General features: G+C 56.1%; 15 protein-coding genes. 6 read left to right on the forward strand and 9 right to left on the reverse strand.

What is annotated here, in order from left to right; genetic code table 11:
* Window positions 1–79: 79 nt before the first annotated feature.
* On the reverse strand, window positions 80–4,234 hold the full coding sequence (locus QQ91_RS03700; RefSeq protein ID WP_166280197.1) for a response regulator: 4,155 nt from the start codon (window positions 4,232–4,234) through the stop codon (window positions 80–82).
* 208 nt (window positions 4,235–4,442) lie between these two features.
* Here QQ91_RS03700 and QQ91_RS03705 point away from each other — a divergent pair, with 208 nt between their 5' ends.
* From QQ91_RS03705 to QQ91_RS03715, 3 genes are all read left to right on the forward strand, one after another.
* Window positions 4,443–4,739, forward strand: a complete 297-nt coding sequence (locus QQ91_RS03705) for a DUF1830 domain-containing protein (RefSeq protein ID WP_250833246.1) — start codon at window positions 4,443–4,445, stop codon at window positions 4,737–4,739.
* Between the two features lie 243 nt (window positions 4,740–4,982).
* Window positions 4,983–5,318 (forward strand): DUF1816 domain-containing protein, encoded by a 336-nt coding sequence (locus tag QQ91_RS03710; protein ID WP_166280203.1) that lies wholly within the window; start codon window positions 4,983–4,985, stop codon window positions 5,316–5,318.
* Between the two features lie 215 nt (window positions 5,319–5,533).
* The gene (locus QQ91_RS03715; protein WP_166280207.1) at window positions 5,534–5,752 is read left to right on the forward strand and encodes a hypothetical protein; all 219 of its coding nucleotides are present in this window, start codon (window positions 5,534–5,536) and stop codon (window positions 5,750–5,752) included.
* Between the two features lies 1 nt (window position 5,753).
* Here QQ91_RS03715 and QQ91_RS03720 read toward each other — a convergent pair whose 3' ends face one another.
* The 7 genes from QQ91_RS03720 to QQ91_RS03750 form a co-directional block, all read right to left on the reverse strand.
* The gene (locus tag QQ91_RS03720; RefSeq protein ID WP_201277307.1) at window positions 5,754–6,710 is read right to left on the reverse strand and encodes an aldo/keto reductase; all 957 of its coding nucleotides are present in this window, start codon (window positions 6,708–6,710) and stop codon (window positions 5,754–5,756) included.
* 110 nt (window positions 6,711–6,820) lie between these two features.
* Window positions 6,821–7,381, reverse strand: a complete 561-nt coding sequence (locus QQ91_RS03725) for a GNAT family N-acetyltransferase (RefSeq protein WP_166280210.1) — start codon at window positions 7,379–7,381, stop codon at window positions 6,821–6,823.
* 500 nt (window positions 7,382–7,881) lie between these two features.
* A complete protein-coding gene (locus QQ91_RS03730) occupies window positions 7,882–11,148 on the reverse strand; it encodes an efflux RND transporter permease subunit (RefSeq protein ID WP_166280213.1) in 3,267 nt (1,088 codons plus the stop codon).
* Window positions 11,145–12,605, reverse strand: coding sequence for an efflux RND transporter periplasmic adaptor subunit (locus QQ91_RS03735; RefSeq protein ID WP_166280216.1), 1,461 nt, complete (start codon window positions 12,603–12,605; stop codon window positions 11,145–11,147). The genes QQ91_RS03730 and QQ91_RS03735 overlap by 4 nt, the downstream gene beginning before the upstream one ends.
* Window positions 12,606–12,660: 55 nt before the next feature.
* Window positions 12,661–13,209 carry a helix-turn-helix transcriptional regulator gene (locus QQ91_RS03740; RefSeq protein ID WP_166280219.1) on the reverse strand — a complete coding sequence of 183 codons (549 nt, stop codon included), beginning with the start codon at window positions 13,207–13,209 and terminating at the stop codon, window positions 12,661–12,663.
* A 199-nt stretch (window positions 13,210–13,408) separates the two neighbouring features.
* Window positions 13,409–13,813: an MAPEG family protein gene (locus QQ91_RS03745; RefSeq protein WP_166280222.1), complete on the reverse strand. Its 405-nt coding sequence runs from the start codon at window positions 13,811–13,813 to the stop codon at window positions 13,409–13,411.
* Between the two features lie 177 nt (window positions 13,814–13,990).
* Entirely contained in the window at window positions 13,991–15,193 is a 1,203-nt protein-coding gene (locus QQ91_RS03750) for an MFS transporter (protein ID WP_166280225.1), read from the reverse strand.
* Window positions 15,194–15,398: 205 nt separating this feature from the next.
* On the opposite strand from QQ91_RS03750, the gene QQ91_RS03755 reads away from it, so the two are divergent.
* The 3 genes from QQ91_RS03755 (at window position 15,399) to QQ91_RS03765 (ending at window position 20,764) form a co-directional block, all read left to right on the forward strand.
* Complete coding sequence (locus tag QQ91_RS03755) at window positions 15,399–16,151, forward strand: aspartyl/asparaginyl beta-hydroxylase domain-containing protein (RefSeq protein ID WP_166280228.1); 753 nt, start codon at window positions 15,399–15,401, stop codon at window positions 16,149–16,151.
* Between the two features lie 216 nt (window positions 16,152–16,367).
* Entirely contained in the window at window positions 16,368–18,986 is a 2,619-nt protein-coding gene (locus QQ91_RS03760; protein WP_166280231.1) for an EAL domain-containing protein, read from the forward strand.
* Window positions 18,987–18,994: 8 nt separating this feature from the next.
* Window positions 18,995–20,764 (forward strand): FAD-dependent oxidoreductase, encoded by a 1,770-nt coding sequence (locus QQ91_RS03765; RefSeq protein WP_166280234.1) that lies wholly within the window; start codon window positions 18,995–18,997, stop codon window positions 20,762–20,764.
* Here QQ91_RS03765 and ispE read toward each other — a convergent pair.
* A complete protein-coding gene (gene ispE, locus QQ91_RS03770) occupies window positions 20,761–21,699 on the reverse strand; it encodes a 4-(cytidine 5'-diphospho)-2-C-methyl-D-erythritol kinase (protein ID WP_166280237.1) in 939 nt (312 codons plus the stop codon). The two genes, QQ91_RS03765 and ispE, sit on opposite strands and share 4 nt — an antisense overlap.
* Window positions 21,700–21,732: the final 33 nt, after the last annotated feature.

The following is a 21,732-nucleotide window of genomic DNA, read 5'->3' on the forward strand; positions in this document are numbered from 1 at the left end:
AGCCCAGAGGTCCCCTGAAAACCGAATGAATAGGGAACCCCCCGTCTTGATATGAATGCAATGAATCGTTGGGGTATTCTTAGGCCCTCATCGAGGTGAAACAGGTTGAAATATGACTCAACAGAGTTTCTAAATCGAAGGGTTTCGCCAAAAAAGAGCTGGCACCCGCAGCCAGGGCGGTTGCCTCATGGGTTGGAACACCGCTGAGGGCCACAATATAAACGGCGGGGTCCATGGCCTTCAGGCGACGGATCAAGGTAAAACCATCCATATTCGGCATCATCAGATCGCTCAGAACCAGCTGAATTTCTGACCGATGCTGCTGGTATTGTTCTAGGGCTTCTACACCATCTTGTGCCAGCAAGGTGCGGTAATGGTGGCTTTCGAGAAAGGATTGTAGCATCATGCGCACGATTTCCTCATCTTCCACCACTAACACCAAGGCCTCGTGAGTTTCTGACATCAACGCCGGGGAAAGACCTGCCAAGTCGGAGTCCGGGACGCTGTCCTCCATCTGCGGAAAATACACTTTAAACTGAGTTCCCTGGCCCACCTGACTGACAACTTGCACAAACCCCTGATTTGCCTTGACCAGACTGCGCACCGTGGCCAGACCTAAGCCAGTGCCCTGTCCCGGAGGTTTGGTGGTAAAGAAGGGATCAAACATTCGCTCCTGGACCTCGGGCGTAATCCCCGTCCCGGTATCAGTCACAGTGATCAGGGCATAGCGGCCCACCCGAGCATCCAGCGTTTGAGCCGCCATGGCCTCATCTACCCAGACATTCTGGGCGGAAATGCCCAAAGTGCCGCCGTTGGGCATGGCATCGCGCGCATTCACATAGAGATTCATAACAATCTGGTGTAGATAGGTGGGGTCAGCCAGCACCTTGCCCAGAGCGGGCTGAGTGGCCCCTGCGGTAGGAATCTCAACCTGTATCTCGATGGATTTCGGAAAGCTTTGCTGCACAATCTTGATTTCTTCTTGCAGGAGAGCGGCCAAATTCACCGCGGTTTGCTGGCCCTGGCTGGCCCGTGTAACTGACAAAATTTGTTTAACCAGGTTCGCTCCTCGCTTGGCGCTGGATTCGATAATTTGCAACTGTTCTATCCCCCTGGCATCCAATCCCCGCTGCGTCATCTGCAGCACTTGAGTCATGCCCAGAATAGGGGTGAGCATATTGTTGAGGTCGTGGGCAATGCCGCCCGCCAGAATACCCAAGCTTTCTAGGCGTTGGGCCTGATAAAACTGAGCCTCCAGATTTTTCTTTTCGGTGATATCGGTGGAGATACCGCAGAGGGCGTAGGGAGTTCCGGTGGCATCAGACAGGGGAAATTTGACGGTAATGAAGCTGTGGATGCCATCGGGCAAGGGCAACGTGTCCTCAATTTGCAGCAGTTGACCGGTTTCTAAAACAGCTCGATTTTGGGTGGCAAACCGATCGGCCATCTCCGGGGGCCACACCTCCTGCAACCCTTTGCCCACCAGATCCTGGGCCGAGATGGACAGCAGGGCGGCATAGCTGTGATTCACGAGCAGGTGTCTATTTTGATGATCGAGCAGGTAGATAACCGCCGGAGAGTGATCCAAAATGGCTTGGAGCCGCTGTTCGCTCTCTCGCAGCGCCTGTTCAGCCTGCTTGCGTTCTGTAATATCTTCGTGGGTACTGACGTAACCGACGATTTCTCCGGCTGTGGATTGAATGGAGGCTACATGGGCAGAAATCCAGCGGATTTCTCCCTGGGGCGTGAGTAACCGAAATTCAGGCAGGCGATCGCTGTCCCCCTTCAGCACCCTTTCCCAAATCACCCCCAGCCTGTGCCGATCTTCCGGGTGAACGGCTTGCAGCCAACCGTTCCCCAGACAATCTTTTAGGCTGAGCCCCGAGAGTGCTAACCAGCAGGGATTGACATACAGGCAAATCCCATCGGCATTGGTCTGACAGATGCCAATGGGAGCCGCTGCGCTCAGGGAGCGAAAGCGCGCTTCGCTGGCTTCCAGAACTGCCTGCATATGCTGCCGGGCAGAGAGTTCATCGCGCGTTTGTTCGTAGAGTTCTGACTGCTGACTGGCAATTCCCACCTGGATCGCCAGGCGCTGCAGAAGTTCAATTTCAGCCGGTTCCCACTGGCGAGGAGCGTCACACTGGTGGGTGATCAGCAACCCCCACAGATCATGACCTAGCAAAATCGGCACGGCCAAACTCGCCTTCACCTGAAACTGCTGTAATAGATCAACATAGCAGGGCTCTAGACCCGGCTGGTTGATATCCCGCAAGATGGAAACGTGCCCCTGAAGATAGGGCTGGATAAACTGGTCTGCGAAGCAGGGGTCATCAATGGTGGTGGATTGCAGAGCAGGCCATTGTTTGCCTACCGATTCCATGATCACATCGCCCTTCCAGTCTGGGCGGAAACGAAAGATCACAACGCGATCGCACGCTAGCCATTCTCGGACCCGCTCCACAGTGCAATGGAGAACCTGATCTAACTCCAGGGACTGGCGAATTTCCTGGGCAATATCAACCAGCAGTTGCTCCTGGCGGATCTTCTGTTGTAAAGCCAGTTCAGCCTGTTTGCGATCGCTAATATGAATCCCCACCGTGGTCACCTGCCAGCAAGCAGCCGCCTCATCCCACTGGGAGGTCAGGGTTTCGGAAATCCAGCGCACGCTATCGGTTTTATCCCGGAAGCGGTACTCAATCGTGAAGCTCTGCTCGGCAAAAATCCGCTCAAAGGCGGGCATGATCACCGTTTCCACATCTTCCGGCAGCACCCGCGATCGCCAGAGTTCCTGGTCTCCGATGATTTCAGCCTGAGAGTAGCCGTAAACACTCTCACAGCCCAGGGAAATGAGTTTGTGAACGTAGGTGCCATCGGCATAGGCAGCCAGCTCACCAATGGCCACGCCCACATTGTCAAGAATGCGGCTGAGTTGGGCCTCGGATTGATACAGAGCGGCTTCGGCCTGTTTGCGATCGGCATCTAGTCGTTTCCATTGGCTAGTCTCCAAGACAGTGCCCACCAGTCGATCAATCTTGCCTGCAGCATCACGCACCGGTGAGAGGGTGGTGAGGAACCAGACGGGGCGATCTTGATAGACAAAATGATTCTCGAAGACCATGCAGTGATTCGCCTGCACACACTGCTGATAGTGCTGGCGAAATCGGGAACCGATTTCGGGGCCAAACACCTCCTCAGGAGTTTTCCCTTGCACATCTACCAGGGCAATGCCGGTCATCTCCTGAGCCGCGCGGTTGTGACTCACATAGCGAAAATCTCCCGTTTCGGCCACCGCCACCACAAAAATAGGCTGCGCTGCCCCATCGTAAATGCTGCGCAAAAAGGCTTCCCGCTGGCTTAACTCCGCCGTTCGTTCTGCTATCCGATCCGTGAGTTTCTCCTGCACAGCCTGCAGTTCCTGATTTTTCTGCTGCAGTTCTGCCTGCGTCGCGTGAAGCTGTGCCAAGGTTTGTCGCAACTCTTCGTTGACAGCCTTCAGTTCCGCCATCTGCAGCGTGGCGGCGGACTGCTCCGGCGGGGAAAACGCCTTGTCTCCATAGAGAGGATTCAGGCGATAGCCCTGGCGATGCAAGGTTTTGATAAAGTCCTCCGGTGCCCCGGCGGCTTTTAGCTTTTTACGCAACTTCTTGAGATGGGTGCGTACCGTTTCATTGCCAGGAGCCTCCAGAGCACTCCAGCCTTGTTCCACAATGGTGCGAGCATTCAAAATATTGGGGGCATGGCGGAGCAACACCTCCAGCAGGCTATATTCCTTCGGGGTTAGCTGCAACAGCGTTGCCCCATAGCTCACCTGCAAACGACTGGGGTCCAGGGACAGAGATCCCCATCGCAGGACCGGAAAAGCTTGCAACGCACCCCGACGCAGCAGAGACTGGATGCGAGCCAGTAATTCCTCCGCATCAAAGGGTTTAGTCAAATAGTCATCGGCTCCAGCATTGAGAGCAGTCGCCTTCGCCTTGGCCTCCGCCTCCTGTCCAGTCAAGAGCAGAATCGGGCTTTGTATCCCGCTGGTGCGCAGCTGCTGACAGAGTCTGACGCCGTCCATTCGGGGCAACCCAATATCCAGCAGCATCAGATCGTAGCGATAGGCCTCAGCCATTTCCAACCCCGCTAGGCCATCGGCCGCAACGTCCACTGAGTAGTGACAGCTCACCAGTAACGCCTCAATGGCCTGGGCTACAGGGGCTTCGTCTTCCACCACCAAAATTCTCATGACCTCCACCCTGTGAATGATGAGCGGCCTGTTTAATCCTATTATCGGCCTTCACAACATCTTCACGAAAACCGCTCCATAATTCTTATCGATGCTACAGCCGGTGCGTCCCTCTGGTGAACCCAGCCTCTCTAAGGGCGATCTAGAGGGACTGTACGGCTGTAATCTGCCCAAAACAAAGAAAATGAACCCCCTTACCCTGGAGTGATTGCCCTGGAGTCATTTTAATCGTTACCACGGCCAAGAACTTGATGGGGGGGTTCAGGAGTTAGAGATGCCCTTACCGGAAGATATTCTCTGTTGCTATACCAATGACACAGACCAATGTCATATTATTCGCATTTCAAATATTCCTTGCTGGTTCTTTGAAAGAGCCGTTTTTCCGGGAAAATCCGTATTCTTTAGGACTTTCTCCCATGCTCGTCTTGAAGTTCATACCGGAGGAATGAGTAGCTCAATCCTGTCAGATATCATTCCCTGCGATCGCCTTGCAACAAGCAATTAAATCCGCAGCCGGTTCAGGCGATCTAGCCCCTTTTTGTCCTTCAATTAACTGCATCCTAGGAACAAAGAGATCATGGATAGATTCTGATTCCTCAAAGAGCCCCTTTCAGTAAGCACAAAATCAGTAAGCACAAAATATAAGCAGGTTACATCGAACTAGATCCAGTTACTCACAGTTTCTTCACAGAAAAAATAAATAATAGAGTTATAGAATCCAATAATTCATGAACCTTGGGGGTATATCATGCTGAATAGGGACTGTCCAGCAACAATAGATTTGGCTTGGTGGATGCAGATTGAGACCCGAAATCCGGTCGCAATTTACTACTTTGGTCCCTTCGAAGATCAAATTCAGGCTGAAGCATCAAAATACGCCTACATATCAGACCTGGAGGCAGAAAATGCCAGCATTCTCTGTGCAAAGGCTGTTTTCTGTCAGCCTCGACAGCTGACTATATACCAAGATGACCTCAATATTCACGACCTGGAACAAGCATCTTTCTGGCTATTCATGAATTTGCTGGACGAACCTGAAGATCGAGGCCTGCATCAGGAAGAGCGCGAAGCCCTCACCTTCTAGCAGCGAGGAAGCAAACCCAGCCTTTGCATAGGGGATCGAGCGAGGCGATCCCTGGTGTCTCAGAGGAGGTTCAAAGGACTCACAGAGCCCAGGATTGAACTTGATCTTGCGGCCCGATGTGCTTGACGAAACTGTCACGACTTGGACACAGCGGTGTCACACCCGATGTCTACCGTTAAGCCTGTTAAAAAGTATCCAGTTTGGAGATCAAGGCAATGAACCTCTCCTCCTCAACAAAAGGATCTTCTCTGATTGTATTGCTCATGAGCTTTGGATTACTGAGTAACCCAACCATCGCAGCAGTGAATGCCGAAGAGATTCTCCAGCCTGAAGCAGAAACTTCAAGCCAGTCCGTCCCCCCAGCCACGAAGGATCTAATCAAGGCAGATATGGCCTATATCAAGGCCATGAAACTCCGACTAGAAAGAGACTAGGTCAAACCAAAATCTGAGCCAAATGCGCTACTTCCGCAGGGCTCAGTTGCCAACCCAAAGCCCCAGCATTTTGGGCCGCCTGCTTGGCATTTTTTGCCCCTGGAATTGGAACCAGGTTGCCCTGGGCGATCAACCAGTTCAGAGCAACCTGGGCCGGGGTGCGGTCGTATTTTGCGCCAATATCTGTCATGGCCTGAATCAGGGGCTCAATCCGGCGCAGATAGCTCGCCTGAAACTTAGGGCTGAGGCTGCGCGCTCCAGTGGGTTGCTTCGGCGCATCAGCGGTATATTTCCCCGTCAATAACCCTTGAGCCAGGGGACTGTAGGCTAAAATCGTCACCCCCAGATCCCGCGCGGCGGCTAATACACCATTGGTTTCAATGTTGCGATGCAGCAGCGAATATTGCATCTGGTTCACCGCCAAGGGGACCCCCTGATCGGCCAGGAAGCGATGGGCTGCGCGCATCTGGGCTGCGGAATAGTTACTCACCCCCACAGCCTGAATGCGGCCTTTCTGAACCTCCTGCGCTAGGGCCTGCATCAGCGATCGCTGGCTCAGAAAAAAGCTAAAGGGCCAGTGAATCTGGTAAAGGGCAATGGAAGTAACCTGAAGTCGATCCAGGCTTGCACTCAGGGCCTGCGCCACGGAACGGGCCGAAAAGCGCCAGGGAACGGGGAAATATTTAGTGGCCACGCTCACCGGCTGATCTTGCTCCTGCATGAATCGCCCCAGCAGCGTTTCCGACTTGCCCAGGCCATACACCTCCGCCGTGTCAAAAAAGTTCACCCCTGCCGCGATCGCAGCCTGGAACGCCTGCCTCACCTCCTCCTCGCCGTAGTCTTTGCCGTATTGCCAGAACAAAGAGTCTCCCCAGGCCCAGGTTCCGATTCCCAGGGCGGGAACAGTTGGCCCAGCGGGACCCAGTTGCACCGTTTGAGCAGAGGTCAGAGAAGTCATAGAATCGCACCCGTTGCAGGTTTTGCCACTGAATATTGTTTTCCCACCTTAACGCTTGTTTTCAGGTTGTGGGGTTGGTCTTCATTCCCTTTGCCCCCCCGTTCAGAACCTCAAAGCAAATGGGGACGCGATTTCCACTGGGTTTGGGTGAGACGATAGAGGCAGTGCTCGCGGAGGATATGGCCAGGGGGAACATTGGGATGCTCGAAGGTTTCCGGGTCGCGGATCATGCCTAGACGCTCCATCACCGCCTGCGATCGCCAATTCAATAAACTGGTAAAAGACACCACCTCCGGGATCTGTAGATCTTCGAAGGCAAAGTTCAGGGATGCCTGGGCCGCTTCAGTGGCATACCCTTTCCCCCAGTAGGGCCTTGCCAGTCGCCAGCCCACTTCGACGCAGGGTTTGCAGGGTAGATCTGCGGCGGGGATATGCAGCCCCACATAGCCAATAAAGGGAACCCGGCGGGGAAGTTCAACGGCCCAAAATCCCCAGCCTCGCACGGTCATGAGCCGTTCACAGCGATCGGCCAGGGCGTCGCTCTCCTGGCGCGTGAGGGGAGCAGGGAAATATCGCATCACCTCTGGATCCGCATTGAGGGCCGCAAAATAGGGGCGATCGCCGGGCTGCCACTGGCGCAACAGCAGACGGGCGGTAACAAGGGCAGTCATTGCAGGGAAATAAATTGCAGGGAAATAAACTGCAGAGAAATAAACTGCAGGGAAATAAACTGCAGAGAAATAAAGGGTGAACGTTGATCTTGATCCTAGGACGATCAAGCCAAAAGCGCCGCCAAATGGCGACGCTTTCACGGGAGGATCAGACCGTTTAGCCCTGGGGAACAAAGTTGAAAAAGTCTCTTCGGGGAGAGGGGCATCCTTGCCACAGGCGGGTTTAGGATCGCTCGTTTGCGTCTTATCCTTTCGGAATAAGTTGCCTTTATCGGAGACTGGCGAAGGGCTAATCTTTTTGGGGGGAAGTAGCCCAACGCCTTTTATCCTAAGGGGTATGAAAGCATCTGTCTTCCGAAAAACCACGGATTGGCAGCCAATCCACCGGGTTGGAATTGGAGCACGCCCTAGGTAAATTTACGGAGAGATTCAGAACACTGAGGAGATTAGGCCCCCTGGGAATCGGGCAAGCGGGAGTCCAGAGGGAAGAAAGGGATCACTCAAAGGGTGCGTCGCTGGGTGGCAACGGCCTCAGAAGCAGGTCGGGTTGCGGCCACCCAATCCTCAGACTCCAATCCGTCTCCAGTTCCATTCTGAGAATCCGGCGGTGGCGATGGCGGACGGAGGCGGGATTCCGCTGACTTAATCACAATGTAAAGCACAGGCGCCACAAATAGACTCAGAATCGTGGCAATGCACATCCCCCCCACAATTGCAGTGCCCAAGGACTGGCGCGCTGCCGCCCCTGGCCCGGTGGCAAAAAAGAGCGGCATGGCCCCAATCACCGTCGACAGCGCCGTCATTAAGATCGGGCGCAGTCTCTCCTTAGCCGCCTCAATCACCGCGGGAATAATCTTCATGCCGCGATCGCGCTGCTGATTGGCAAACTCCACGATCAAGATGGCATTTTTACTGGCAATGCCAATCAGCATCACAAAGCCAATTTGGGTATAGACATCGTTGGCAATTCCCCGCAGGACCAAGGCCAAGAGCGCCCCCAACATCGCCAGGGGAACGGTCAACATGATAATCAAGGGATCCACGTAGCTCTCATACTGGGCCGCCAGGGTCAAAAACACAAAGACAATCCCCAGGGCAAAAACAATCACGCCTTGACTGCCCGACTCAATCTCCTCTAGGGATAAACCCGACCATTCAAACCCAAAGCCTCGCGGCAAAGTTTCCCTAGCCACTGCTTCCATGGCAGCGATCGCCTGGCCTGAACTCTGCCCCGGAGCCGCCGCGCCGTTAATCTCAATGGCCCGCGAGAGATTGTAATGATTAATAATCGATGGACCACTGGTTTGGGTGACGCTCACCAGACTGCTGAGGGGAATCATCTGTCCTGTCTGCGATCGCACGTAGAGCTGTCGAATATCCTCGGGATTGGATCGAAACGCTTGGTCCGCCTGAACATAGACCCGATAGGTGCGCTGAAACTGATTAAAGTCATTGACGTAGGTGGACCCCAGAAAAATCCGCAGGGTATCAAAAATATCCGCAATGGACACCTGAAGGGCACTGGCCTTGGCGCGATCCACCGTCACGGAAATTTGGGGGGTGTTGGCACTAAAGTTGGGGCGCAACCGCTGTAGAACCGGATTTTGGGGAGTGGGATAGGTGCTCGCCCGTCCCATGAATTCTCCCAGGGTTTGCCCCATCACCTCGAAGCCCAACCCGACCCGATCTTGCAGATAAAACTCGAAGCCCCCTATGCTGCCCACTCCATTAATCGCTGGGGGGGCAAAGGGAATGACCGTGGCCTCCTGAATCCCCATGAGCTTGGGAAACAAACGCTCAATCACCGCGGCAGCCGATCCCTGGGGACCGGGTCGCTGATCCCAGGGCTTCAGGGTTGAAAAGATAATTCCGTTGTTGGGGGTCGATCCGCTGAAGCTAAATCCGCCCACGGCAAAAATATTCTGGATCTCCGACTCTTCCTTGAGAATAGCCTCCGCCTGTTGGAGAACGCTTTCAGTGTAGTTCAGAGAGACCCCCTCTGGGCCTTGCACAATGGTGATGAAGTAACCTTGATCCTCCTCGGGCAGAAAGGCCCGCGGGACAAAGTTATACAGCCCATAGGTGAGCACCAAGGCCACCGCAAACCCAGCCAAGACCAGGCTGCGATGCCGGGTGATGTAGGCCACCGAAACGCCATAGGTTTGGCGGGCCCGATTAATCAATCCGTTAATGGCGTTAAAAAACCAGTGGTTGGGTGTCTGCCCCTGACGCAGCAGCAGCGCGGAAAGGGTTGGGGTCAAGGTGATGGCATTGAAGGTGGAAACGGTAATGGCGCAGGCAATGGTGAGGGCAAACTGCTGGTAGAGCTGGCCTGCGGTTCCTGGCAAAAAGGCCACCGGCACAAATACGGTCACCAACACAATCGAGGTGGCAATCACCGCGCCCAGCAAATCGTCCATGGAGGCGATCGCCGCCGCCACGGGCTGCATGCCCTCTTCCTGAATGCGACGGGTAATATCCTCCACAATCACGATGGCATCATCCACCACCAGTCCCGTGGCGAGGGTGAGGCCAAACAGGGTCAGGGTGTTAATGGAAAAGTCCAGGAGCTTAATAAAAATAAAGGTGCCCACCAGGGCCACGGGAATGGCAATTGAGGCAATCAGGGCCGATCGCCAGTTTTGCAGAAACAGATAAATAATGACGATCACCAGCACAATGGCCAGCAACAGCGAAGTAATCACCTCCCTGGTCCCGGCCTCAATGAAGCGGGTAGTGTCAAAGGCAATGTCGTATTTCACGCCGGGGGGAAAGCTGGCCGACAGGGTTTCAATTTCGGCCCGAACGGCGTTGGCCACATCCAGGGCATTGCTGCCGATCTGCTGCTGAATCCCCAGTCCCACGCCCCGGCGTGAAACGCGATCGCTGGCCATAAACCGGAGCAAGGATCCATAGTTTTCCGCGCCTAGCTCAGCCCGTCCCACATCACGCAGCTTGGTCAAGGTGCCATCTTCAGCGGTGCGGATCACCAGTTCATTAAACTCGGCGGCATCTTCTAATCGCCCCAGAGCCGTCACGGAATATTGATATTGCTGGTTGGCATCCACGGGCGGCTGACCCACTTGCCCAGCCCCCACTTGTAGATTCTGAGCTTGCAAGGCCGCCACCACATCCTGGGGTGTCAAGCTTCGACTGGCCAGACGATTGGGATCGAGCCAGACGCGCATGGCATATTTCCGCTCACCAAAAATGCGCACATCATCGACTCCCTGAATCCGGCGCAGGGAATCAACTAGATAGAGGTCGGCATAGTTACTTAAATAGACATCGTCGTAGCGATCCTGTCCAGCCTCATCGGCTTCCGCGTAGAGTCCAATGGCCAACAAAAAGTTACTGTTGGATTTATTCACCCGCACCCCAGTTTGTGTCACAGGACCGGGCAGACGCGAAAGCACACTGGACACCCGATTCTGCACGTCGACAGCGGCAAGATCTTGATCGCTCCCGAGATCAAAGGTGAGATTAATATTGCTGGTGCCATCATTGGCGCTGGTGGACTTCACGTAGCGAACGCCTTCGAGTCCATTCAACTCCCGCTCTAGGATATTGGTGACCGTGGTCTCCACCACCTCCGCATTGGCCCCCACATAGTTGGCATTGACAGAAACCTGGGGCGGGGTAATGTTGGGATATTGGGCCACAGGGAGGGTGGGAATAGCGGCCAGGCCCAAAAGGGTCACAATGATGGAGCAGACCGTCGCGAACACGGGCCGCTTGATGAAGAAATTAGCGACGGAGAGAATCATGGGTTGGCTTGAATGGGGGCGCAGTTTTGCAATTGCAATAGCCCAGAGGTCACGATGCGTTCACTCGGATTGAGGCCTGCGGACACCTCCTGGGCATTGCCCACAATGGCCCCCAGATCCACGGGCTTTTGCACCGCAACGAGCTGATCGGGCGCGGGCGGAGGGCCTTGTTGCTCAGCTTGGCAGCTAGACTCGCCGTAGGGCTGGGCCACAAAGACAAAGTTCTTCCCTGCCAAACGACTGATGGCCGTGGTGGGAACCAGCACCCCGCGGCGACTCTCCCAGATAATTCGGGCCGTAATAAATTGGTTGGTCCGCAGTTGTCCGCCCACATTGCTAAAGTTGGCCTTCACCTGCACCGACTGGGTCTGGGGATTGACATTGGGGGAAATAAACGACACCTGGCCGCTTTTTAAAACCTTGCCCTGGTTATCGATCAGCTGCACCGGCAGGTTTAAAGCCAGCCGCGCCGCATCTTCCTGGGGAATGTCAATATTGACCTCCAGCATCTGATTCTGGGTCAGATCCAACAAAGCCGTTGAGGAGGCCACCAGATCTCCGACCTTGGCGTTGATTTCCCCAACAACTCCGGTAATTGGCGCGACGACCGTGTAATACTTCAGCTGGGCCTGCGCCTGGTTGGCAGCGGCAATGGCCGTTTCTCGCTGCTGGCGAGTGCGCATCACATTGGCCTGGGCGCGGGCAATGGTGGCCGCCTGGGCGCTGATCTGGGCCTTAATTTCAGCCAGGCTAGCGCGGGCCTGATTCCAGGCCGATTCCTTCTCTTGCAGACTCTGTAAACTGGTGGCTCCCTGGGCTTGGAGTTGACGAAAGCGGTCGTACTCCTGGCGCTTAAACTGCAGATCCGCCTCCCGCGACGCCTGGGTGGCCCTGAGAACCTCTAGGTCGCGGCGGGCACTCTCTAGTTCGGCATTGGCAGCAGCAATTTCGGCGTTGGCCGTATTGATTGCAGCCTGGCTTCCCGCCACCTGAGCCTCCTGTTCCGTGGCATCTAGGCGCAGCAGAGGTTCATTGGCCTCAACGCGATCGCCTGGGCGCACGTAGATCTGACTGACCCGCCCGCTGGCCTGGGGCTGAATTTGCAGGGATTTGCGCGATCCTAAATTCGCCACGTAGTCGGTGCTATCTTGCACTGGTCGAAGGGTAGGCTGGGCCAGCGAGACCCGCATGGGGCCAAACCCAGGGGGAGCCCCGCCTTGGGTCAGGGGCGCTACAACGCGACCGTACAATAGCCAGGCAATTCCGCCAAGACCCAGTAGCCCCAGGATCAGATACAGCCATCGGCGGCCGGGGGCTGAGGAATCTTGATCGGACGACTGAGGGCTTTCAAAATCGTCCGATCTGGTGATAGCGGTATCTGCAGGGATGGGTTCAGCGGATGAGGCCTCTAGCGGCGGATCGTAGGTGGGATGGGGAGGATTTCGAGGAGGATTCATGGCAGGGGACTCATGGCAGGGGACTCACGGCATTCGCATCTGACCCATCGGGCCGCTAGGGAGTGACAGAGGGACCCGTCATCAGGGATTGTTCTCGGGACAAAAGGGTCTGTAGCCATTGCTGTTCATCACATAACATCTCCATTCCGCGCTGAACAGCTTGGGATTGGTAAACATCTAGGGGGCCCAGGGGCAAAGGCTTAGAGCGCAATAACTGCTCACGCTCCCAGCATTGGGCCAGCCGATGCTGAATGAGCGCAATTCGCTCGCTGGGATCTAACTCCGCAAAAAAGAAGGCTTTGATCATGAATCTCGCCCGACTGTTAACCCAGCTTTCGTTGGGGGTTTGCAGCATCCGCGATCGCCACCGCTCATGCCCCTGCGCGGTGGTGCGATAAATGATCCGGCTTGAGGCTTCCGGTCGTTCAGAGGTGGAGGAGAGGGTGGTAATCAGCCCCTGCCGCTCCAGACGACGCAGGAGGGGGTAGATCGCTCCATAATTCACGCTAATACAGGACCCCATGAACAACTCCAGCATTTTGGTGAGTTGATATCCATGCAGCGCCTCTTTTTGCAGTAACCCAAGGGTGGCTAGCTCCAGCATGTATCAGGCTGATATATCAAACAAATGCTCATACCTTAACGCTAGGCTGAAGCGTTTTGCAATCTCTCGCGATCCCCCTTTAGATAGAGATTTTCTAGGAGAGTTTCTCTGGTTTCCTGGTCCCTGAGGCGCTGAATCTGTTGAACCCAGCGCCTGCACCGTCGATTTTCTCCCCCGAGAGCCCGATCAGAGGCAAACCTTACCAGGCAGTGGTTACCGTCATCACCAGTAGCTGCACCAAACTCCAGCCCAGAAGCACCATGGCGCTTAAGGAGGCGATGGCAAACCCCGGCCCACGCTTCTCCGCCGCTTGATAATAGCCCCAGGCGTAAAGAATGCGGCCCACAATCCAAATGCCCCCTAAAATGGCCCCGATCAGGGGGCTAACGTAGAGTGAAAATATCCAGAGCAGGGGCAAGAACAAAATAAGCTGCTCCAGGGTATTTTGCTGCACCCGCACAACCCGTTCAAAATTGGGGTCACCACTCATTTGGGGGACGGGAACCCCATACTTGGCCCGCGCTCGACCCACATTAATGGTCAAGACAAAATAGAGCAGCAGACTGAGCACTGTGACCAGCGCAGTTAAGGGAAGAGAAGCCATGGCAAGCAAAAAGCAAGAGTACCGAACTATTATGCCTAGATTGTGTCCTGACTTTCCCAACCCCTCCCCGTCATTGCGCCCCCTCCCGCATCAAGGGGAACCTTTTGGATCACGCTGGAGCCCTGGCCTTGGCCTGACCTGGCTTGGCGATGGATTCTTCCTCCTGAGCTAGAGGGCCTATTCCGGAGATTGCTGTTGCCTCAAGGCAGTCACCAGGCAAAGACTGAAGCCACAGCCCGCTGCCACAAAAAAGATGCCTTCCTGGACCATGGCCCAAGCAGGTCCAAACAGAGCTGGCGAGAGAAACTGGCCCAGGGAGGAAATTCCGGTCCCTAGGCCTAGCAGGACCGTTTGCTGGGCAGTGGGTGCATAGGTGGAGAGCCGGTCATACAGATTGGGCATGACAATGCCAAAGCCAATCCCAAAGGGAAGGGCACTGACCACAATCAGGGTGGGCGTCAATACCAAGGGAATGGTGAACAGGGATAGAGACATCAGGAAAAACCCCAGGGCAATGGCTGTTCTGGCACCTAGCCAATGGGCTAGTTTGGTTGCGCCAAAGGCAGAGACCACCGCAGCCCCAATGGCGCGGGTAGCCAAGACTGTGCCATTAATCAAGGGAGGAGCGTTCATCGCCGCCTTGAGGTATAGCGGCGCATAGACCACCACCACGTAAAACAGGGCAGAGGCCAGGGCCAAGGCCAAAAAAATGGCGATCACGCCGCGCCTTTGCACCAGATTCACCAGGGCCGCGTTGTTCTTGAGATCCCCATTCAGGGGATGGAGGGCAGCCGGAACCTGAAGAAACAGCAAGGCCGCGATCGCCACCGGGAGCGCTGTGCCATGGAGCCAAAACGCATAGCGCCAGTTTTGAGATCCGACCCAGCCTCCCAAAAGGGGGAAAAATACCGTGGAGCTGGCCAGGGCACTGGTGACGTACCCCATCATCTTGGTGCGGGCTGATCCGTGGTAAAGGCTGCTCAAGACCCCAATACTGACCGCCGCAATGCCGCCACTGGCAAAACCGACCATGGCCCGGCACAAAAACATGGTCCCAAAGTGCTGACTCCAGGATCCTAAGACCCCAAATAGGGCATAGCCAACCAGAGACCCCACTAGGACGCGTCGATGGCCCAACCGTCCGGCAGCCAGACCCAGCAGGGGGGTGGCCAAGGCCAGGGTTAGGGTGTGGATGCTCACCAGCCATCCCGCCCACCAGGGACTGACCTTTAAAGTATCAATGACCTCGGGAAACACGGGCGCCACCATCGATCCCGCGGCACTGCTCAAGGCCCCTGAGGCCAACAGAACAGCCAGCTGCGTCCAGGAGGGGCGCTCCCGACCCACGCAGGTGAACTCGGGGATCTGTGAATTCGCCATGCCTTTCCCCAACACCTCCCATTCTTGGAGATCACACTATCAACCCTTCCGGAAGAAAACGCAACCTTGTCTAAATCGAGGCAGGACCCATGCCAGGGGGGAGCGGTCATGCCATAATGCAAAGGGCAAAAAGGCCCCAGGCCCAGCGGACTCCCACGATAGGGTTCCAATCTCAACTCTTGATCCCAAGGAGGAATTTCACCGGATGAAGGACGGCGTTCAATTTGTCATTAATTCTCCGATCATGCGCCGCTTGATTGATGCCGTTCCGGATTATTCACTGGTCGGAGATGCAGCCTGCTTTAGTCCCGATCAATTTCCTTGGGCTGCCACCCTAGAGGCCAATTGGAAAACCATTCGGGAGGAGCTCGATCAGATTTTGGCCCATACCGATGCCCTCCCCAACTTTCAGGACATCATGCCTCGCCAGGAGCGTATCAGCAAAGATGACGGCTGGAAAACTTACTTTTTCTGCGCCTTCGGCTATGTTGCTCAAAAAAACTGCGATCGCTGTCCCCAGACCTGGAAACTGCTCCAGGAAGTCCCAGGGCTAAAATCTGCATTTTTTTCAATTCTGGCACCGGGCAAGCATATCCCCCGACACACGGGAAAACACAAGGGCATTATTCGCTATCATCTGGCGCTGAAGGTTCCCGAACCGCGCCAAAACTGCCGCATTCAAATTGGCGATCATCTCCGTCACTGGGACGAGGGAAAAAGCCTCATTTTTGACGATACCTTTCCCCATGAAGTTTGGAACGAAACCGACGGCTATCGCGTGGTGTTGTTTGCCGATATTGCCCGGCCGCTCCGGTTTCCCCTGTCCTGGATTAACGCCCTGATTTTTCAAGCCCTGCGGTTTTCCCCCCTCGTGCAGTCGGCCAAACAAAACCATGCCGCCTGGGAGCAGCGCTTTGATTCTGCCCAGGGACAGGCCCCGGCCTCGTCCTCCTCCTAGCCCCAGGCAGGCGAGGAACCCGTTGAACCCGGCCTTCTAAGTTTGAGTCGTCAAGGCACCCTGCCCCTGCGATCCATAGACCCACAGATTTCTGGAGTGAGGGCCGTCATTATTCTTTTCTCTCCCTTTCCTGGCTTTATGTCGGAAGTCCTGTTCTTCAGGCTAGGATATCTTTCAACAGATTGTTCCACGTTCTCCAGGGTTCCCCAGGGTGCCATGACGGACTTCCGACAACTTGACAGCCAGGCGGACCCCTCCCATTCTGCCTCTCAGATGACCGATCAACAGCCGCCGTCTACGCCGCCTCATGTTCCCCACGTTGACCAATTGCCCTGCGTTCTTTTCTCCCGCAGCGTGGAGGAGACCTGGCCCATGGAATATCTCAGTGCTGGCTGTGAGCGCCTCACCGGATTTACCCCACAAGAACTGCTGGCGGGGGATTTGCTGACCTACAATGCCCTGATTCACGAAGATGATTTTTTAGCCCTGGCGACCCTGCTCCATGTGCTGCGATCGCAGCCCGATCCCTACCAAATTGAATATCGTCTCAGACACCGCAATAACGATCAGCGCTGGGTTCTCGAACAGGGTCAGGCGGTCCTGGACCCCACCCGTCAGCTGCTAGCCCTAGAGGGGGTGCTGACCGATATTACTGAGACCAAAAAGGCCCAGGAACAGCTCCAGTTTGACGCCTTTTACGATCAGCTGACCACCTTACCCAATCGATCTCTATTCATGGATCGCCTGGAGCGGGTCCTAAAGCGCACCAAGCGCCGTCCTGACTACTGCTTTGCCGTCTTCTTTTTAGATCTCGATCGCTTCAAAGTGATTAACGACAGCCTCGGTCACCGTGCCGGCGATGAGTTGCTGGCCTCCGTAGCCAAGCGTCTCAAGGACTGCATCCGCCCCGGCGATACCGTCGCCCGACTGGGAGGAGATGAATTTACCATGCTGGTGGACGACATCAACGATATGGAGGATGTCAATCAGATTAGTGAACGGGTATTAGAGCAGATGCGCCATCCCTTTGTCCTGGAGGGGCGCGATATTTACACCTCCACCAGCATTGGCATTGCCCTGAGTTCAATTGGCTACAACCAGCCCGATGAAATGCTTCGCGATGCTGACATTGCCCTTTACCAAGCTAAAGCCCAGGGCAAGGCCCGGTTTGCAATTTTCAATCCCGGTATGCATATCCACGCAGTGGCGCGTTTACAGCTGGAAAATGATCTGCAAACCGCCCTGGCCCAACAGCAACTGCGCCTGTACTATCAACCGGTGGTGTCCCTGGAAACAGGACGGGTTGACGGCCTGGAAGTTTTTGTCTACTGGCAACATCCCGAACGAGGGTTGGTCGGTCCGGCTGAATTTATTCCGGTCGCCGAGGAAAACGGCACCATGATTGCCATTGGCCAGTGGGTCCTGCGCGAATCCCTGCAGCAGGTCAAGCTCTGGCATCAAACCTTTCCAGCCGATCCGCCCCTATTCATGAGCGTGAACCTTTCGGCATCGGAGGTGATCCATCGGGAGTTTGTCGACACGGTCCAGCAGATTCTGTCCCAAACGCAGATTCCGCCCCACTGCTTAAAACTAGAGGTGGCGGAGAAGACCTTCATTGAAGATCCCGAGGTCATTGCTCACCACCTTCAACAGCTGCGCACCCTGGGGGTCAAGGTGTGCATTGACGACTTCGGGACGGGATATTCCGCCCTCAGCGCCCTTAAGCAGTATCCCGTGGACGTGATTAAAATTGATCGGTCCTTTGTGAGTCGCTTAGACCACAAGGAAAACCTGGAAATTGTTCGCTCGGTGATTCATCTTGCCAGCAGCTTAGAGTTCCAGGTGGTGGCCGAGGGAATTGAAAGCGTGACGCAGCTGGCCCAGCTGCGCGCTCTGGGCTGTGAATGGGGTCAGGGCTACTGCCTGGCCAGGCCCCTTGAAAGTCGACTCGTGGAAACCTGCCTACTCCAAGAGCCCACCGGAGAGTTGACCTCCTCTGTGTCGGTGGTGCTCCCTCGGCTGCTGGTTCACAGCAGTACCGGGCAGTATCATCTGTTGCTGGTGGGGCAAACCTCTTGGACCCTAGGACGCAGTCAAGAGAGCTCAATTTTTCTGTCGGACCGGATGGTGTCCCGCGAGCACGCCATTCTGCTGCAGCTGGCCCGCACGGGCGATTTTTTCTTTGTGGATCTGGGCAGTCGCAATGGTTCCTTTCTCAATGGCACGCGGATTGAGATGCCCGTCCGCCTCAAGGAGGGCGATCGCCTCAAAATTGGGAAAACGGAGCTGGAGTATCGGGAACTGACCCGGTCCAACGCCTCGGAGGGCTCAGATTTCCCCTATAAGCTGGTGCTCATGCATCAAAACTACAACTTACAGGGGGAAGTCTGGCGGGAAATCTTAATTTCCCAGGGGGTCTCCGTCATCTGGCACACCGATGATGGAGACATGCTAGACGTGCTAGAACAGCTAGACACAGCCGGCGATAAGCTACCCGATGTATTACTGCTGGAGATCAGTGAGCTCAAGCCCGATCCAGCGGCCTTTTTAGAGCGGCTGCAGCAACGCTATCGCCAGTTAAAAGTCATCCTCACCAGCGGCCGCGCCAGCGAGATTCCTCCAGATCAAGAGCAGTGGGCACGAGACCAGGGGGCGATCGCGCTACTGCCGGGGTTCAACTTTCGGGGCAATGACCTCACCACCAACAGCGCCGATATTGCCGATAAGGTGCAGGTGCTGCTGGATCAAATTGACTGTTATCCCTCTAGGCCTCGACTCCTGGAATCAGCCTACGTGGCACTGCAGATTGTCATTCGTAACGAAACCCTTTATTGAGGCACGCCATGCCATCTCAGCAGATTCTTCGAACGCAGGTCCTGGTGGTGGGGGGTGGAACCGGAGGAACCGCCGCGGCCATCCAGGCGGCGCGTCAGGGCGTCGAAACCATCCTGGTCAGTGAGGGGCCTTGGCTAGGGGGCATGCTCACCTCAGCCGGGGTTTGTGCTCCCGACGGCAATGAGCTAACGGCCTTTCAAACAGGATTGTGGGGATCCTTCCTGAGGGCAATCCTGGACCGCGAACCAAGCGGGGTGGACCATGGCTGGGTTAGTTTTTTTACCTATCAACCCCACACCGGAGCCAGTATCTTTGCCGACTGGGTGGCTCAGCTTCCTCATTTACAATGGATTCAGGGCTACGAGCCCCAGGCCGTATTCCGGGAGGGCGATCGCATCACTGGCGTAGCCTTTGACGGACTCAGCGTTTATGCGGACCTGACCCTGGATGGCACCGAGCTGGGAGACCTTCTGGCCCTGGGAGAGGTCCCCCACCGACTGGGATGGGAGCTGCAATCGCAATGGCAAGAGCCCAGTGCCCCCCTGGAGGAATCTCCCCTGACTCAGCGCTACCCGGTTCAGGCCCCCACCTGGGTGTTTTATCTGCAATCTGCTATGGACCCAGGGGCAGGCCGCGTCGCGCCGCCCTCAGGGCCTAGCCCCTTCCAGCAGGCTTTACAAGGCTACAGCCCCCATGCCTTTATCCAATACGGGGCGATTCCCCATCAGCGCTACATGATCAACTGGCCCCAGCACGGCAATGACTACGCCCAGGGCGTCATCCGGCTCTTTGAATCGGCCCAACAACGCCAAGCGTTTTTGCGCGAAGCCCACGCCCACAGCCAGCAGTTTGCCCAGTTCCTCAGCCATCATCTAGAGCACCCCTACGAACTTGCGGATTCCCTCTTTCCCTCGCGGCCTGGACAGCTTGGCGGTGGGGCCTTTGCACTACATCCCTACTATCGTGAAAGCCGACGACTGGTGGGAATGACAACCGTCATTGAACAAGATCTCCTGCCCCAGGGGGCGGTGGCGCCCCTGCCTCGCGATGACACGGGACAGGTGAGCGCCATTGCCATTGGCAACTATGCCAACGATCACCATTACCCCAGCGGAGACATCCCTCTCGCCCCCAAATCCATGCGCTGGGGAGGGCGCTGGACCGGCACAGCCTTCACCATTCCCTACGGGTCCCTCGTTCCCAAGGCGGTGGATGGGCTGCTGGTGTGCGAGAAAAATATTTCCGTCTCCCACATGGCAAACGGCGCCACCCGCCTGCAGCCCCTGGTGCTCGGCATAGGTCAGGCCGCTGGCATGGCCGCTGCCCTGGCAGTGCAGCAAGGAATTCAACCCCGCGCCCTCAAGGTGCGATCGCTGCAAAACGCTCTTCTCAACGATGCCCTGGCCCCGGCGGCAGTGGTGCCGTTTTACAATTTAGCCCCCCACCATCCCGACTGGAAGCAGCGTCAGATCGAGGTCCTGGAGGACCCCAGCCGCTATCCCGCCACGGGCAATTGCCCAGACTTGCCGCCCTGCTCCCCACGGCTGGGCAAGGCCGAGCAGCAGCGCCTCCACACCGTTCAAGGACGCTTCGAGCGCTGCGGCCCCAATCACTATCAGATCCATCTGGATCCTCCGGGGCAGACTCCCTGGAGTCTGGTCACCCTCCACGCCCAGGTTCATGATCAACTGCAGAGCCTGCCCAATCACGCCTCGATCCAGGTCCAGGGCTGGTTTAATCCAGCCGGCGGGTGGATTCGCGTCCATGCCCTGGACTAGACAGGCTCCAGCACTGAGATACCGAACCGACAAAACTGGGTCACCCAGCATTGCAGGTCCGCATCGGCAATGGCGGCTTGGACCTGCTGGGCCAAGGCTTGGGCCTCCGCCTGGGTCTGGGTCAGGGCAAAAACCGTTGGCCCGGATCCGGACATCAGACAGCCCAGGGGCTGATGCTTCAGGAACGTCTCCTTCAGCCTTGCCACCCTAGGCAACTCATCCAAGACCGCCCTTTCAAGATCATTGTGGAGGCATTGCCCAATCTGCACATAATCCTGGGCCTGCATGGCCTTAAGCAAGGGTACAGAGGGACCCTGACGTCGCCGCACCTCCTGGGCCTCTGGGCTGTTCGCGTAGCAATCTGCAAACCGAGTCCGATAGGTTTGGTAGGCCCAAGGCGTGGACACCGAGAGACTGTCGTACTTGGCCAACACCGCATAGCACTGATCTAGATCGGCTAGGGGCGAGAGCTCTTCCCCTCGCCCCAGGGCCAGTTTGGTCCCGCCACCCACGCAAAAGGGCACATCCGAGCCCAGCTGAGCGGCATAGTATTCCAGCTCCGCCTGGGTTAGCCCCAGGTTCCACATCAGATCCAGCCCCACCAGAGTGGCAGCACCATCGGTGGACCCGCCCGCCAACCCGGCTCCAATGGGAATCCGCTTCTGAATTTGAATCTCCACACCGCCATGGCCAGGGTATTGCTGCTGCATCAGCCGGGCCGCCTTATACGCCAAATTGCTGGAGTCCGTGGGCACCATCGGATGATCACAGCGCACGATAATGCGATCCCCGGCTAGAGGGGTGATCTTCACCTCATCGGCTAAATCCACGCTCTGCATCACCATCACCAGTTCGTGGTAGCCGTCCGGGCGATCGCCAATCACCTCCAAGAGCAGATTAATTTTTGCCGGAGCCAGAAGAGTGTAGGACTGCATAGGCAAGGGGCGCAGCAACAGCAAGGAAGAACC

Source organism: Lyngbya confervoides BDU141951, assembly GCF_000817775.3.
GTDB classification, from domain to species: domain Bacteria; phylum Cyanobacteriota; class Cyanobacteriia; order Thermosynechococcales; family Thermosynechococcaceae; genus Lyngbya; species Lyngbya confervoides.